The organism is Chromobacterium sp. HL1 (genome assembly GCF_057418835.1).
Genome location: NZ_CP162399.1, coordinates 165,092 through 179,858, shown reverse-complemented (window position 1 = coordinate 179,858; position 14,767 = coordinate 165,092). Strand labels below are relative to the sequence as shown.

Sequence of the window (14,767 nt, the reverse complement as noted above, 5' to 3'; positions counted from 1 at the left end):
TTTGGCCCGCGGGCCGCATCGTCACAACGGCCAGGGTTCGCCGTAAGCCTGCTGATACAAGTCCTTCAGCGAGTCCCAGTCGAAGAAGTGATTCTGGCAGCCCGGCGTGGTGACCTTGATCGCGCCGATCACATTGGCCAGACGGCCGGTGATCTTCCAGTCCAGGCCGCGGCTGATGCCGTAGAGCAGGCCGGCGCGGAAAGCGTCGCCGCAGCCCATCGGGTCCACCGGCTTGATCGGCATTTGCACGCGCGGGATCAGGTGCACGGTGTCGCCGACGTAAATCTCCGCGCCCTTGGAGCCGCGGGTGACGATCAGCGCCTCCACCTTTTTGCGCAAGTCCTCCACCGACAGGCCGGCGCGTTCGCGCATCAGCTCGCTCTCGTAGTCGTTGATGGCCACATAGCTGGCCAGTTCGACGATCTCGTGGATCTCGTCGCGCGACAGCAGCGGCAGCTCCTGGCCCGGATCGAAGATGAAGGGAATGCCGGCCGCAGCCAATTCCTTGGAATGCTGCAGGAAGGCGCTGTAGCCGCCGGGCGACAGAATCGCCAGCTCGATCGGCCCCGGAATATCCGATATGTGGTTTTCGGTGGCAAAATCCATGGCGCCGGGATGGAAGGCCATCAATTGATTGCCATCCTTGTCGGCGATGCCGAAGCACTGCGAGGTATACTGCTTGCGGATCAAGCGAATGAAGCGGTCGTCCACGCCGGCGCGTTTCAGATGTTGGCGATACGGCTCGAAATCCTCACCCACCACGCCCATGACGATGGGGGTTTCGCCCAACAGACACAGGCTGTAGGCGATATTGCCGGCCATGCCGCCGAATTCGCGGCGCATGGTCGGGGCCAGGAAGGTCGTGGAAATTTTGTGCAGCTGATCCGGCAGGATCTGGCTGTCAAAACGGCCATGAAACGAGAACAGGGTATCGTATGCGAGGGCCCCGCAGACGAGGATAGACATGCCCACTCCGCAAAAAGGTCAATCGACCATTTTAACATGAAACATTTGTTTGGTTCACGTCGAGAACTTTGACCTTGTCGGATATCCAATACACTTCAAACACCTACCGGAAGCTCAACAAGATGCTGAAACGACTGCTCGCCCCCGCGCTGATCGCGCTGCTACCGCTCTCCGCCATGGCCGCGCCCACGCTGGAACAAACCCATTTCACCAAGCTGCAAGGCGGCGACGCCACCATCGCCGCCTATAAGGGCAAGGTCACGGTGCTGAATTTCTGGGCCACCTGGTGCGGGCCTTGCCGCGAGGAAATGCCTATGCTGAACCGCCTGCGCGCCAAGCTGGCGCCCAAGGGCGTGGAAGTGGTGGGCGTGGCGCTGGACAATAAGGAAGAAGTCAGCGCCTTCGTCGGCCAGCTGAAGATAAGCTATCCCATCCTGCTGGGCGACAGCGACACGCTAAACCTGATGCGCAGCCTGGGCAACGCCACCGGCGGCCTGCCTTACACCCTGATACTGGACCGCAAGGGCAAGATCGCCGCCAAGCTCACCGGCCTCTTGGACGAGAAAAAACTGGAAGCGGCGATCAAAGCCCAGTTGTAAACCGCTCGGCGACGGCCATTGACGCCGGCCGCCGCCCAAGCCTCCTCAGCGGCCGGCTCTGCGCCGGCCCACTTCCGCCGCCAAGGCCTCGGCCTCCGCCGGCAAGGCCTGCGCCACATGCCAATAACGCCGGCAATCCGGCGTCCGCCCCAGCAAGCCCTGCTCCACCAGCTCGCGCCGCAGCAACACATGGTCGCCAAAGGCTTCTTCGGCGCGGATCAAGGCGTTCGCCTCCGGCTCGGACCACTGCTCCCCGCCCGGCAGGCTGGCCCACAAGACCCACAGGCAGACGCGCTGTTCGCTGAATTTCTTAGGCCAGCGCGTCAAGCGCCCCTCGGCGTCGTAATGACGCAACAGCCGCGTCGTCGCCGCGGACAGGCCGGCCGGCGGCGCCGGACGTTCGCATTCCGCCCGCCAATGCTGGAAGTTCTGGAAGCCGGCGGAACGCGCCAGCATATTGAGGATGTGCACATGGCTGGGCGGAGCGCTTTCCTGCGCCCATTGCTGTTTGAGCGAACGCGCCAGCGCGGAGATGTCGCTGCAATAAAAGGGATAAAGCGTACGAGACATGGTTCGAATCCTGTCGTCGTGCCAAGGTCGGGAGGGACTGCCGCGGTCGCCGTTACGGCCTGGCACGGGTTCGAGCCAAGCGGGATGAATCTAGCCAAGACAGGTTTAGCGTGGTGAAGGCACCGGCGACGCCTGGGTGAACTGTTGACCCGCGACGATGCTAACACCGCGCCGTCCGCTTGCAAAGCGCGCGGGCATGAAAAAAGCCGACGCTCGCGCGTCGGCTTTTGGCCCTGCGGCTACCGGATCACTCCAGGCGGCCGTGGCACTGCTTGTACTTCTTGCCGCTGCCGCATGGGCAGGCGTCGTTGCGGCCGATGCGCAGGCCCTGCGCCGCCAGCGCGTCCGGGGACAGCGGATTATCCTCGTCCTCGCCCAGCGCCGAACCCGGCGCGGCGTGCTGCATTTCGTACTCGCCCACCTGGTGCGGCTCCACCGCGTCCACGTCTTCCTGGCTGCGGATCTGCACCGTCATCAGCACATTGACCACGCTGCGCTTGATGCGCTCCAGCATGTCGGCGAACAGCTCGAAGGCTTCGCGCTTGTATTCCTGCTTGGGGTTCTTCTGCGCGTAACCGCGCAGGTGGATGCCCTGGCGCAGGTGATCCATCGCCGCCAGATGTTCGCGCCAGTGATTGTCCAGCATCTGCAGCACCAGGCTGCGCTCGAACTGGCGCATCACGCCGTCGCCGGCCAGCTCCACCTTGGCCTGATAGGTCTCGGCGGCTTGCTCGATGATGCGTTCGCGGATGCTTTCGATGTCCAGCGCCGGCTCGGCCTTCAGCCATTCGCTGACCTTGATCGGCAGCAGGAATTCGGCTTCCAGCGTTTTCTCCAGGCCCGGCAGATCCCACTGTTCTTCCATGGATTCCGGCGGCAGGTGCAGGTCCACCAGGTCGGACAACACGCCTTCGCGCATATTGACCACCACGTCGGACACATCACTTTCCACCAGGATTTCATTGCGCTGCTGGTAGATCACCTTGCGCTGGTCGTTGGCGACGTCGTCGTATTCCAGCAATTGCTTGCGGATGTCGAAGTTGCGGCCTTCCACCTTGCGCTGGGCGTTCTCGATGGAGCGGGACACCCACGGGTGCTCGATCGCCTCGCCTTCCGGCATTTTCAGGCGGTCCATGATCGCGGCGACGCGATCGGAGGCGAAGATGCGCAGCAGCGGGTCTTCCAGACACAGGTAGAAACGGGAGGAGCCCGGGTCGCCCTGACGGCCGGAACGGCCGCGCAGCTGGTTGTCGATACGGCGCGATTCATGGCGCTCGGTGCCCACGATGTGCAGGCCGCCGGCGGCCAGCACCTGATCGTGCACCACTTGCCAATCGGCGCGGATCTTCTCGATGCGCGCGCGCTTCTCCTCGGCGGACAAGCTGTCGTCGGATTCGACGCCCTTGATCTCCGGCTCCGGATTGCCGCCCAGCACGATGTCGGTGCCGCGGCCGGCCATATTGGTGGCCACGGTGATCACGCCGGGGCTGCCGGCCTGCACCACGATATCGGCTTCGCGCGCGTGTTCCTTGGCGTTCAGCACATTGTGCGGCAGCTTGGCCTTTTGCAGCAGATTGGCGATCAGTTCGGAGTTTTCAATGCTGGTGGTGCCCACCAGCACCGGCTGGCCGCGCTCGTGGCAGTCCTTGATATCGGCCAGGATGGCGTCGTACTTCTCCTTGGCGGAGCGGTAGACCTTGTCCTGCGCGTCCTTGCGGACCATGGGCCGGTTGGTCGGGATCACCACGGTTTCCAGGCCGTAAATGCTCTGGAATTCGTAAGCTTCGGTGTCGGCGGTGCCGGTCATGCCGGCCAGCTTGCCGTACAGACGGAAGTAGTTCTGGAAGGTGATCGAGGCCAGCGTCTGGTTCTCGCGGTTGATCTCCACGCCTTCCTTGGCTTCCACCGCCTGGTGCAGGCCTTCGGACCAGCGGCGGCCGGACATCAGGCGGCCGGTGAATTCGTCCACGATCACCACTTCGCCGTCCTGCACCACATAGTGCTGGTCCTTGTGGAACAGCGAGTGGGCGCGCAGAGCGGCCATCAGATGGTGCATCAGCGTGATGTTGGTGGCGGAATACAGGCTGTCGCCTTCCTTCAGCAGGCCCAGACGGGTCAGGATTTCTTCGCTGTGCTCGTGGCCCGCTTCGGACATCATTACCGAGTTGGCTTTCTCGTCCACCCAGTAATCGCCCTCGCCCTCTTCGGTTTCCTGGCGCTTCAGCATCGGCGGCACCGCGTTCATGCGCTGGTACATGTCGATATTGTCGTCGGCCGGGCCGGAGATGATCAGCGGGGTGCGCGCTTCGTCGATCAGGATGGAGTCCACCTCGTCGATCACCGCGTAGGCCAGCTTGCGCTGCACCTTCTCTTCCACGCTGAACACCATATTGTCGCGCAGATAGTCGAAGCCGAATTCGTTGTTGGTGCCGTAAGTGATGTCGCAGGCGTAGGCGCTCTGCTTCTCGTCGTGCGGCATCTGGGACAGGTTGACGCCCACGGAGAGGCCGAGGAAGTTGTACAGCTTGGCCATGATGCCGGCGTCGCGGCTGGCCAGGTAGTCGTTGACGGTGACGACATGCACGCCGTCGCCGGTCAGCGCGTTCAGATAGGACGGCAGCGTGGCCACCAGAGTCTTGCCCTCGCCAGTGCGCATCTCGGCGATCTTGCCGTAGTGCAACACCATGCCGCCGATCAGCTGCACGTCGAAGTGGCGCATGCCCAGTACCCGGCGCGAGGCTTCGCGGCACACCGCGAAGGCTTCTGGCAACAGGCCGTCCACCGTCTCGCCCTTGGCCAGACGTTGCTTGAACTCATCGGTTTTGGCCGCCAAAGCCTCGTCGGACAACGCTTTCAAGCCCTCTTCCAGAGCATTGATGCGCACCACCGTCTGGTGGAATTGCTTCAGAAGCCGGTCATTGCGGCTGCCGAATACTTTTTTAAGCAAAGAAGAAATCATGTAATCGAATCCAGAGACCAGCGGGCTGTTTAGGTAAGGTGTCCGCAAAAATGCCTGAAAGTGTAGCACATTAGCAGTCTTATTTTATGGGGGCGCGCTTGCGCTGTATCAAGGGGGCAGGCGCTGTGCGCGGCCTTTATTTTCCTCCGCGCCCGGCCGCCGCCGGATGCGCGCGCGAAAACCGCCCGCCGCGGCGCGGCCGCGTCCCAAAGCGCGCGGCCCCGGCGCGGCGCTGGCGGGCGGAAGCGGATCAAACTCAAACAAGTGTTGGTTTTAACCCACGTTTTCCGGGCCAATTCGAGCAAACACTCAATTAAATTGACACCCGCTGTCATGCCACTTTAATAATCCCCTCAAACAATAGCGCCTTTCCGACAAGGGCCGCCCACGGCCCGATTCAGACACAAGCACGCAGGACAATAGAGGGGAGACATCGATGGATCGCAGACAGTTTCTGAAGTGGAGCGGCTTCTTGACCGCCTCCGTCGCCACCGGCGGCTTGAGCGCATGCGGCGGCGGGGGCGCGGGCAGCCTGCCCGGGGGCTCCGGCGCCGCGATCGGCGTCAACGGCAGCGGCTTTAGCCAGGGCGTCGCCTCAGGCGACCCCAAGCCGGACAGCATCGTGTTGTGGACCCGTGTCGACGGCGGCGACGGCAGCCAGAACGTCAAAGTCACGCTGCAATTGTCCGACCGCGCGGACTTCTCCACCCTGCTGGTGAACGTGGCGCTCAGCGCCCAGCCGGACTGGGACTACACCATACGCCACAAGGTCACCGGCCTTGGCAGCGCCGCCACCTACTACTACCGCTTCCTCACCGGCCCGGCGGTCAGCATGACCGGCCGCACCAAGACCGCGCCGGCCGCCGGCGCGCCGCTGTCCCAGCTCAAGTTCGCCTTCATTTCCTGTCAGGACTGGAGCGTCAACCACTGGGGCGCTTTCGAGGAATTGGCCAATCAGGACCTGGACTTCATCGTCCATCTGGGCGACTACATCTACGAAACCGTCGGCGCCGGCTTCCAGAGCGGCGGCAACGAAACCCGCCACCCGGCGCTGAGCCTGCCCAACGGCACCCTGCGCGCCGACGGCGCCCGCTACGCCACCACGCTGGCGGACTATCGCGCGCTGTACAAGTCCTACCGCAACGACGCCCGCCTGCAAAAGCTGCACGCCAGCTTCCCGATGATTGCGATCTGGGACGACCACGAGTTTTCCGACGACTGCTGGCAGGACCGCCAGGAATACACCGCCACCGACGACAGCTCGCCGCAAACCGCGCGCCGCCGCAGCGCCAGCCAGGCCTGGTTCGAAAACATGCCGGCCGACGTACGGCTGGACTTGAACAACCCCTCGTTCCAGAACATCCAGATCTACCGCAGCTTCACCTTCGGCGATCTGGCCACCCTGGTGATGACCGACGAGCGCCTGTACCGCAGCGACCACATCATCCCGGAGACCCAGGCCGGCGGCGAAATCGGCAGCCGCTACTTCGTGCAGAAAAACACCCTGGCCCAGGTGGAAGCCAGCAAGATGGCCTCCACCGGCGGCAATCTGCTCAATGTCTCCATCCTGGGCGAGACGCAGCGCGCCTGGTGGCAGACTCAGATGAAATCCGCCGCCACCACCTGGAAGCTGTGGGGCAATGAAGTCTCGCTGCTGCGCATGGGCTTTGACGGCACCGTCGCGGTGGCCTCGCTGCTGACCCAGGGCCTGGCGCCGCAACTGGCCGGCATGGGCCTGACGCTGACCCAGCCGCAGATCGCCCAGCTGCAAGGCGCGCTCTATCTGGACCTGGCCGCCGCCAACACCAGCGGCTCCACGCCCGTGGTCAGCTACGCCAACACCCAGCCGCTGTTGAACACCCTCAGCGGCGGCGCGATCTCCGCCGGCGTGTTCAACGCCGCCATCAAGCCCGGCCTGGACGCCAGCCTGCCGCCGTCGATGTTCTTCGATAAATTCATCCTCAACGCCGATCAATGGGACGGCTACAACGCCGAACGCAAAGCGCTGATGGCCTATCTGAAAGCCCAGGGCATCGCCAATGTGGTGGCGCTCACCGGCGACATCCACGCCTTCTTCGCCGGCCCGGTGATGGACGACTACGACGCCGCCAGCCCCGCACCGGTGATGGTGGACCTGGTCACCGCCGGCGTGTCCAGCAACTCGCTGTTCAGCTATTTCAAAAACGTGGTGGACACCATGCCGGCCTTCTCCAAGGCCAAACCGCTGATCTACACCACGGTCAGCGGCCAGGTGGTCAACACCTTCACCAACACCCTGCAAAGCTTCAACAGCTGGCTCAAATACGTGGACAGCGACGCCCAGGGTTACGCCTTGGTCACGCTGACGCCGGCCAAACTCAGCTGTGTCTTCCACAAGGTGGGCGCGCTGAACGGCGGCGCGGCGCCCAGCCCGGCCACCGCCAGCGTCAAAACCGTGGAAGTGGCGGCCGGCAGCCCCGCCGTCAACGTCTTGTAAGCATTGGCGCCGCCGCCCGCTCGGAACGCCGGGAGCGGGTGGCGAAACGCCACTCAGTTTCAAACAGTACAATCCGTCACAAAAGCCCAACAAATCTGCGGCGCCGGTAACATTCCCGTCCACGCAACTCTGCTAGTATCCAGCGCCTACGCCACGCGCATTTTCCCGCCGCAAACCAGCCTCCGCGACAGCCCGCCGTCCCTGATGCTGGCCTATGCTGTGAAGGCAGGCGGGCCGATCCCGGCCGCGCGTCGCGCCGCAACCCCAGATCGTCGGGCCGGCTTTCCGCCGCAACTCCGCCCGGACAAAACAGACTACACACCGCCGGCGTCGGCGGCGATAAACCGGAGAGGCCCGATGACAGCCGTTGTCCGCCATTTCATGCCCGCCACGGCCAAGCGGCTGATTCCCAACCGCTGGGACCTGATCGCGTTTCCGCTCCTGCTCGGCTTCCTGCTGATGGCCACCACCGGCATCCGTGAAACCTGGGCGCCGCTGACCGCGCTGCAAACCGTTCCCATCACACTGGACCCGGCCAATCTGCCGGAATACGCGCTGCGCACCACGCTGCGCATGCTGGCCGCGATGGCCGCCGCGCTGGTCTTCACCCTGGTTTACGGCACGCTGGCGGCCAAGAGCCGTCGCGCCGGCCTGCTGCTGGTGCCCATGCTGGACATCCTGCAATCGGTGCCGGTGCTGGGCTATATCTCCTTCACCGTCACCTTCTTCCTGGCGCTGTTCCCCGGCCGGGTGCTGGGCGCGGAGTTCGCCGCCATCTTCGCCATCTTCACCAGCCAAGCCTGGAACATGACCTTTAGCTTCTACCAATCGCTGCGCACCGTGCCGCGCGATCTGGAGGAAGTCTCCGTCAATCTGCGGCTGACGCCGTGGCAGAAGTTCTGGAAGCTGGAAGTGCCGTTCTCCATGCCCGGCATGATCTGGAACATGATGATGAGCATGTCCGGCGGCTGGTTCTTCGTGGTGGCTTCGGAAGCCATCACCGTGGGCGACAAGACCGTCACCCTGCCCGGCGTCGGCTCCTATCTGGCCATGGCCATCCAGCACAAGGATCTGGCCGCGGTGGGCTGGGTGATCCTGACCATGACCGTGGTCATCGTCGTCTACGACCAGTTCCTGTTCCGCCCCATGGTGGCTTGGGCCGACAAATTCCGCCTGGAAGACACCTCCAGCCAATCCGCGCCGGAGTCCTGGGTGCTCAAGCTGATCCAGCGCACCCGCGCCATCCAGCTGCTGCTCAAGCCCTTTGGCAAACTGCTGCGCAAAACCGCCCGGCTGCGCCTCAACTACAGCCTGCCGCAAGGCCTGCATTCGGAGGCGCAAACGCCGGTGTCGCGCGGCATCGACGTGGTCTGGTGGCTGCTGGTGGCGGCGCTGGGCCTGCTGGCCAGCTGGAAGCTGCTGACCTTCATCCATACCGAAGTGGGCCCGGCCGAAGTGCTGCGCGTGCTGGGCCTGGGCCTGATCACCCTGCTGCGGGTCACCTTGCTGATCCTGCTGGCCTCGCTGATCTGGGTGCCGCTGGGCGTGCACATCGGCCTGCGCCCGGCGCTGGCGGAAAAAATCCAGCCGCTGGCCCAGTTCCTCGCCGCCTTCCCGGCCAATCTGCTGTTCCCGGTGTTCGTGGTCTTCATCGTCCACTTCAAGCTCAATCCGGATATCTGGCTGTCGCCGCTGATCGTGCTGGGCACCCAGTGGTACATCCTGTTCAACGTGGTGGCCGGCGCCAGCGCCTTCCCCAACGATTTTCGCGAAGCCGCGGCCAATTTCCGCATCCGCGGCTGGCAATGGTGGCGGCAAGTGATGCTGCCCGGCATCTTCCCCTACTACGTCACCGGCGCGATAACGGCGTCGGGCGGAGCCTGGAACGCCAGCATCGTGTCCGAATACGTGTCCTGGGGCGACGACAAACTGGCCGCCCACGGCCTGGGCGCCTATATCGCCCAGACCACCGCCGCCGGCGACTACCCCAAGATCCTGCTCGGCATCGCCGTGATGTCCATCTTCGTCGTTCTGTTCAACCGCCTGCTGTGGCGTCCGCTGTACGCCATCGCCGAAAACAAACTCCGTCTCAGCTAAGGGGGCAACCATGACACTAGACACCACCACCCCGGGACGGGAAATCTTCCAGCTGAAAAACGTCTGCCGCGGCTTCAACAAGGGCAATGACGAAATCCAGGTGCTGGACGACGTCAACCTGACGCTGCGCGAAGGCGAGATCGTCGGCCTGCTGGGCCGTTCCGGCTCCGGCAAATCCACCTTGCTGCGCATCATCGCCGGCCTGATCAAGCCCAGCAGCGGCGACGTCCGCTACCACGACAAGCCCTTGACCGGCCCAGCCGAAGGCGTGGCCATGGTGTTCCAGACCTTCGCGCTCTTCCCCTGGCTGACCGTGCTGCAAAACGTGGAGGCCGGCCTGGAAGCGCTGGGCGTGGAAGCCAAGGAACGCCGCCGCCGCGCGCTGGCCGCCATCGACCTGATCGGCCTGGACGGCTTTGAAAACGCCTACCCGCGCGAGCTGTCCGGCGGCATGCGCCAGCGCGTCGGCTTCGCCCGCGGCCTGGTGGTCAACCCCACCCTGCTCTTGATGGACGAGCCCTTCTCCGCGCTGGACGTGCTCACCGCCGAAACGCTGCGCACCGATATGCTGGATCTGTGGAGCGAAGGCCAGTTGCCCATCCAGTCCGTGCTCATCGTCACCCACAATATCGAAGAAGCCGTGTTCATGTGCGACCGCATCCTGGTGCTGTCGTCCAATCCCGGCCGCGTGGTGGCGGAAATCAAGGTGCCCTTCCCGCACCGCCGCAACCGGCTGGACCCGGCCTTCCGCAAAATGGTGGACGACATCTACGCGCTGATGACCGCGCGCCGCAGCGCCCATACCCTGCACAAGCTGCCGCTGGAAATCGGCAGCCAGTTAAGCGAGGTCTCCACCAACCTGATGGCCGGCCTGATCGAGGAAGTGGCGCAAGCGCCGTATCACGGCAAGGCGGACATGCCGGAAATCGCGGAAAAGCTACGGCTGGAAGTGGACGAGTTGTTCCCGGTGGCGGAAATCCTGGAACACCTGGGCTTCGCCGAACTGAAAGACGGCGACATCCTGCTCACCGCCGCCGGCAAGCTGTTCGCCGACTACGGCACCCAGGAACGCAAAGTGCAGTTCGCCGAACACCTGCTGCGCCACGTGCCCATGGCCGCCCACATCCGCAAAGTGCTGCAGGAACGCCCGGGCCAGCGCGCGCCACGGCTGCGCTTCGCCCAGGAGCTGGAAGACTCGCTGTCCGACGAAACCGCCGAAGAGACGCTGGACACCGTGATCAGCTGGGGGCGCTACGCGGAAATCTTCTCCTACAACGACCACAGCGAAACCTTCAGTCTGGAGGATGTGGAAGGCGGACAGTAAGACTTGGGGGCGCCGCCGGCCCAAGGCTCCCCAAGCGCCCCCCTCAGCGGCTACAATGGACTGTTTTCACTAGACTGCCCGCCATGTTCGGACGCCAATTCAACGACATCGCCAGCAAAGACAGCACCCTGACCCGGCTCACCGCCGAGGCCAAAGAGCTGATGAAGCTGGACCGCGCCTTTCAGAAACTGCTGCCGCCGCTCTTGGTCGGCAGCTGCCGCGCCGTGCGCATCCGCGACGACGAGCTGGTGATTTACACCGACACCGGCATCATCGCCGCCCGCTTGCGCATGCTGGCCCCCGGCCTGTTGCCGCAATTGGCCAAGCAAGGTTTCATCGCCGGCAAAACCCGGGTCAAGGTGGATGTCCGCCTGGCGCGCAAGCCGCGTGAAAAAAAGCTGAAAATCAGCCAGAACGCGTTGGACGGCATGGAAGAAGCCGCCGCCAGCGTCAGCAATCCGCTGGTCAGCGCCGCGCTGGCCAAGCTGATCGCCCACCACCGCAAGTAAAGACCGGGACCGCCGCCCAGCTTGCCGCCGCCGGCCAAACCGGCTTAAAGTCGCGGCATGAAACAACACATCATCATATTGATCGCCGGTCTCGCCGCCGGCTTCGCCCAGGCCGCGCCGACGGAACAGCCGACGCCGGCCGAGGCGGAAGCCGCTTTCAAGGCCCAGGCGCTCGCCTCATTCGATTCCAAGCCGGAATCCACCCACACCCTGCTGATGCGCTCCATGGTGGAATCCACGCTCAAAGACCTGCGCGTCACCGCGGTGAACGACTGCCAGAACGACGAGGAAAACGCCACGCTGGACTGCGAAGTCAGTTATCAGGCCCGCAAGCTCACCGGCAAGCCGGTGGAGCGCGAACAACGGATGCGCTTCAGCCGCCAGGACGGCCAATGGCGCATCGTGCCGCCGCCCAAGGACGCGGACGACGAAGAAAGCGGCGCCGCCTCCGCCCCGCAATAGGCTCAGGCCGGCTGGGCCTCAAAGCTGTCCGCCCGCGCCATCTGCCACATGCGGCCGTAAAAGGCCGCCTTGATCTCCGGCTCCAACAACTCGCCCGGCTGCAAAAAGACGTGCAGCTGCGAAAACAGGCGGATCTCGGTATCGCTGACGCGGCGCACCAAGTGGTGCGGCCGCAGCTGCGACGGATGTTCCAGCCCGGCCGAGGCCAGCATCTCCGCCAGCGCCTTCATGGTGTTGCGGTGGAAATGAAACACCCGGTCCGCCTTGTCCGGCACCACCAGCGCGCGCTGGCGCAGCGCGTCCTGCGTCGCCACCCCGGTGGGACAACGGTTGGTGTGGCAGCTCTGGCTCTGGATGCAGCCGATGGCGAACATGAAGCCGCGCGCGGAATTGGCCCAGTCCGCGCCTATGGCGAGCACGCTGGCGATGTCGAAGGCGCTGACCAGCTTGCCGCTGGCGCCTATTTTGATCTTGTCGCGCAGATTCAGCCCCACCAGCACGTTGTGGACAAACAGCAGGCCCTCGCGCAGCGGCACGCCGATGTGGTCGGTGAACTCCAGCGGCGCCGCGCCGGTGCCGCCCTCCTTGCCGTCCACCACGATGAAATCCGGCAGAATCCCCGTTTCCAGCATCGCCTTGGCGATGCCCATGAACTCCCACGGGTGACCCAGGCAGAACTTGAAGCCCACCGGCTTGCCGCCGGACAGCTCGCGCAGCCGGTCGATGAAGCGCATCAGTTCGATCGGCGTGGAAAACGCGCTGTGGCGCGACGGCGACACGCAATCCTGCCCCAGCGGCACGCCGCGGGTGGCGGCGATTTCCGGCGTCACCTTGTGCTTGGGCAGAATGCCGCCGTGGCCGGGCTTGGCGCCCTGGCTCAGCTTGATCTCAATCATTTTCACCTGCGGATTGCGCGCCTGCTCGGCGAAGCGCTCCGCGTCGAAACCACCGGCCGCGTCGCGGCAGCCGAAATAGCCGCTGCCCAGCTCCCACACCAGCGCGCCGCCATGTTCCAAGTGGTAAGGGCTGATGCTGCCCTCGCCGGTGTCGTGATAGAAGTCGCCGCGTTGCGCGCCCTGGTTCAAGGCGCGGATGGCGTTGGCGCTGAGCGCGCCGAAACTCATTGCCGACACATTGAACAGAGACGCCGAATACGGCTGCGCGCACTGCGGGCCGCCGATCTCCACGCGGAAACCGGCCGGATCGCTCAGCGGCGCCGGCCGCATCGAATGGCTGATGAACTCGAAGCCCGGCTGGTACACATCGATCAAGGTGCCGAACGGCTTGTCCGCGCCCTCGTTCTTGGCCCGCGCGTACACTAGGGAGCGCTGCGCGCGCGAAAACGGCAGCTGCTCGCGGTCGGACTCCAGCAAATACTGGCGGATTTCCGGACGGATGCTTTCCACCAGGTAGCGGATATTGCCCAGAATCGGGTAATTGCGCCGCACCGCGTGACGGGTTTGCAGCAGATCGAACACCCCCAGCAGCGTCAGCGCGGCCGCCGCCAGCGTGAACGGCCACAACCACTCGTAATGGACGAAAGGCAGGCTGAACAAGGTGAACAACAGGCAACAGGAGAAGAAAGCGTAACGGCTCAACAAAGACACACTCATGTGGACTCCAAAACTAGGTGGCGGAGAAGGCCCAGGGTAAGGTGACGCTCCGCCGCGCACAAGCTGCGGCAAGCGCCCATTCACATTAATAAATACATTCACTACATAGATAGTCCGCCACCTGATCTAAAGGCCGGCTCCACAAACACGACGACTATCCGGAAGATAACATCGCTCGACATCCACACCGCCGCGGCCCGGCCGCCGGTTCATTAGATAAAACGATGGAATCCACCACATGCCCAGCCTGCAACGCTTCCGCCCGGACACCGCGCCGGAAACCCTGATCGCCGCGTTAGAACAAGACGGCGGCATCGTGATAGAACAGCTGTTGACCCCGGAAAGCCTGGCCCAGTTCCGCGCCCAGCTGCAACCGTTGCTGGACCGCTCCGCCCCCTGTCAGGGCGATTTCTACGGCTACGCCACGCGCAGGATCAGCGGTCTGATCGAACGCGTGCCCGTCACCCGAGAACTCGCCGCCCATCCGCTGATCCTGCAAGTGATGGACGCCTTCCTGCTGCGCGGCTGCCGCGAATACCAGCTCAATCTGACCCAGGCCATCAGCATCGGCCCCGGCGAACCGCGCCAATTCCTGCACAGCGACGATCTGATGTTCCCCGGCACCGCGCCCGGATCGGAAAAAATGATCAACTGCATGTACGCGCTGGACGACTTCACCGAACAGAACGGCGCCACCTGCGTCGTGCCCGGCAGCCACCGCTGGCCCGAGCCGCGCGAAGCCCGTCCGGAAGAAGTCATCAGCGCCGCCATGCCCGCCGGCTCGGTGCTGATCTACCTGGGCTCGCTGACCCACTGCGGCGGCGCCAACCACAGCGACCAAGCGCGCACCGGCGTGGTCATCAGCTACAACCTGGGCTGGCTGCGCCAGGCGGAAAACCAATATCTCGCCGTTTCCCGCGAACTGGCCCGCACGCTGCCGCCGCGGCTGCAACGGCTGCTGGGCTACTTCGTTCACGCGCCCAATCTCGGCAGCATAGACGGCCGCGACCCGATAGAACTGCTACGCGAGGAGCCGCCGGCGGACACGCTGTTCCGCGAATTCCTGCCGGAGGAAATTCGCCAGCCGTTGGCGGAAGCGCGCGCCGCCGCGCTGCGCGCCGACTAAACGCCGACATCCTGCCGCAACACGGCGGCGGGATGATGGACAACACCGCATGCTCTCAGACAAGGA

Annotated in this window: 11 protein-coding genes; 7 read left to right on the top strand and 4 right to left on the bottom strand. The window is 64.2% G+C overall.

What is annotated here, in order from left to right:
• Positions 1 to 21: 21 nt before the first annotated feature.
• Positions 22 to 966: a carbohydrate kinase family protein gene (locus AB1Z25_RS00860; protein ID WP_107797860.1), complete on the bottom strand. Its 945-nt coding sequence runs from the start codon at positions 964 to 966 to the stop codon at positions 22 to 24.
• Between the two features lie 122 nt (positions 967 to 1,088).
• Between AB1Z25_RS00860 and AB1Z25_RS00855 the strand changes: the two genes are divergently transcribed.
• Entirely contained in the window at positions 1,089 to 1,565 is a 477-nt protein-coding gene (locus AB1Z25_RS00855; RefSeq protein WP_107801581.1) for a TlpA family protein disulfide reductase, read from the top strand.
• A 45-nt stretch (positions 1,566 to 1,610) separates the two neighbouring features.
• Here AB1Z25_RS00855 and AB1Z25_RS00850 read toward each other — a convergent pair whose 3' ends face one another.
• Both AB1Z25_RS00850 and secA read right to left on the bottom strand, forming a co-directional pair.
• Entirely contained in the window at positions 1,611 to 2,135 is a 525-nt protein-coding gene (locus tag AB1Z25_RS00850; protein ID WP_107797859.1) for a DUF2087 domain-containing protein, read from the bottom strand.
• Between the two features lie 247 nt (positions 2,136 to 2,382).
• Positions 2,383 to 5,094, bottom strand: a complete 2,712-nt coding sequence (gene secA / locus AB1Z25_RS00845) for a preprotein translocase subunit SecA (protein ID WP_227106503.1) — start codon at positions 5,092 to 5,094, stop codon at positions 2,383 to 2,385.
• Positions 5,095 to 5,530: 436 nt separating this feature from the next.
• Between secA and AB1Z25_RS00840 the strand changes: the two genes are divergently transcribed.
• The 5 genes from AB1Z25_RS00840 to AB1Z25_RS00820 all read left to right on the top strand — a co-directional run bounded on the left by AB1Z25_RS00840 (position 5,531) and on the right by AB1Z25_RS00820 (position 11,962).
• Positions 5,531 to 7,570 carry an alkaline phosphatase D family protein gene (locus tag AB1Z25_RS00840; RefSeq protein ID WP_486636404.1) on the top strand — a complete coding sequence of 680 codons (2,040 nt, stop codon included), beginning with the start codon at positions 5,531 to 5,533 and terminating at the stop codon, positions 7,568 to 7,570.
• Positions 7,571 to 7,927: 357 nt separating this feature from the next.
• Positions 7,928 to 9,667, top strand: a complete 1,740-nt coding sequence (locus AB1Z25_RS00835; RefSeq protein WP_235084911.1) for an ABC transporter permease — start codon at positions 7,928 to 7,930, stop codon at positions 9,665 to 9,667.
• A 10-nt stretch (positions 9,668 to 9,677) separates the two neighbouring features.
• Positions 9,678 to 10,991 carry an ABC transporter ATP-binding protein gene (locus AB1Z25_RS00830; protein ID WP_253313501.1) on the top strand — a complete coding sequence of 438 codons (1,314 nt, stop codon included), beginning with the start codon at positions 9,678 to 9,680 and terminating at the stop codon, positions 10,989 to 10,991.
• Between the two features lie 83 nt (positions 10,992 to 11,074).
• A complete protein-coding gene (locus AB1Z25_RS00825) occupies positions 11,075 to 11,500 on the top strand; it encodes a DciA family protein (protein WP_048413534.1) in 426 nt (141 codons plus the stop codon).
• Positions 11,501 to 11,557: 57 nt separating this feature from the next.
• Entirely contained in the window at positions 11,558 to 11,962 is a 405-nt protein-coding gene (locus tag AB1Z25_RS00820; RefSeq protein ID WP_107797854.1) for a hypothetical protein, read from the top strand.
• 2 nt (positions 11,963 to 11,964) lie between these two features.
• Here AB1Z25_RS00820 and AB1Z25_RS00815 read toward each other — a convergent pair whose 3' ends face one another.
• Positions 11,965 to 13,575, bottom strand: coding sequence for an FMN-binding glutamate synthase family protein (locus tag AB1Z25_RS00815; RefSeq protein WP_486636403.1), 1,611 nt, complete (start codon positions 13,573 to 13,575; stop codon positions 11,965 to 11,967).
• Positions 13,576 to 13,813: 238 nt separating this feature from the next.
• Here AB1Z25_RS00815 and AB1Z25_RS00810 point away from each other — a divergent pair, with 238 nt between their 5' ends.
• Positions 13,814 to 14,701 carry a phytanoyl-CoA dioxygenase family protein gene (locus AB1Z25_RS00810; protein WP_486636402.1) on the top strand — a complete coding sequence of 296 codons (888 nt, stop codon included), beginning with the start codon at positions 13,814 to 13,816 and terminating at the stop codon, positions 14,699 to 14,701.
• Positions 14,702 to 14,767: the final 66 nt, after the last annotated feature.

Coding starts and splice junctions, on each gene's coding strand:
- AB1Z25_RS00860 (WP_107797860.1), bottom strand. CDS start 966: ATGTCTATCCTCGTCTGCGGGGCCCTCGCATACGATACCCTGTTCTCG.
- AB1Z25_RS00855 (WP_107801581.1), top strand. CDS start 1,089: ATGCTGAAACGACTGCTCGCCCCCGCGCTGATCGCGCTGCTACCGCTC.
- AB1Z25_RS00850 (WP_107797859.1), bottom strand. CDS start 2,135: ATGTCTCGTACGCTTTATCCCTTTTATTGCAGCGACATCTCCGCGCTG.
- secA (WP_227106503.1), bottom strand. CDS start 5,094: ATGATTTCTTCTTTGCTTAAAAAAGTATTCGGCAGCCGCAATGACCGG.
- AB1Z25_RS00840 (WP_486636404.1), top strand. CDS start 5,531: ATGGATCGCAGACAGTTTCTGAAGTGGAGCGGCTTCTTGACCGCCTCC.
- AB1Z25_RS00835 (WP_235084911.1), top strand. CDS start 7,928: ATGACAGCCGTTGTCCGCCATTTCATGCCCGCCACGGCCAAGCGGCTG.
- AB1Z25_RS00830 (WP_253313501.1), top strand. CDS start 9,678: ATGACACTAGACACCACCACCCCGGGACGGGAAATCTTCCAGCTGAAA.
- AB1Z25_RS00825 (WP_048413534.1), top strand. CDS start 11,075: ATGTTCGGACGCCAATTCAACGACATCGCCAGCAAAGACAGCACCCTG.
- AB1Z25_RS00820 (WP_107797854.1), top strand. CDS start 11,558: ATGAAACAACACATCATCATATTGATCGCCGGTCTCGCCGCCGGCTTC.
- AB1Z25_RS00815 (WP_486636403.1), bottom strand. CDS start 13,575: ATGAGTGTGTCTTTGTTGAGCCGTTACGCTTTCTTCTCCTGTTGCCTG.
- AB1Z25_RS00810 (WP_486636402.1), top strand. CDS start 13,814: ATGCCCAGCCTGCAACGCTTCCGCCCGGACACCGCGCCGGAAACCCTG.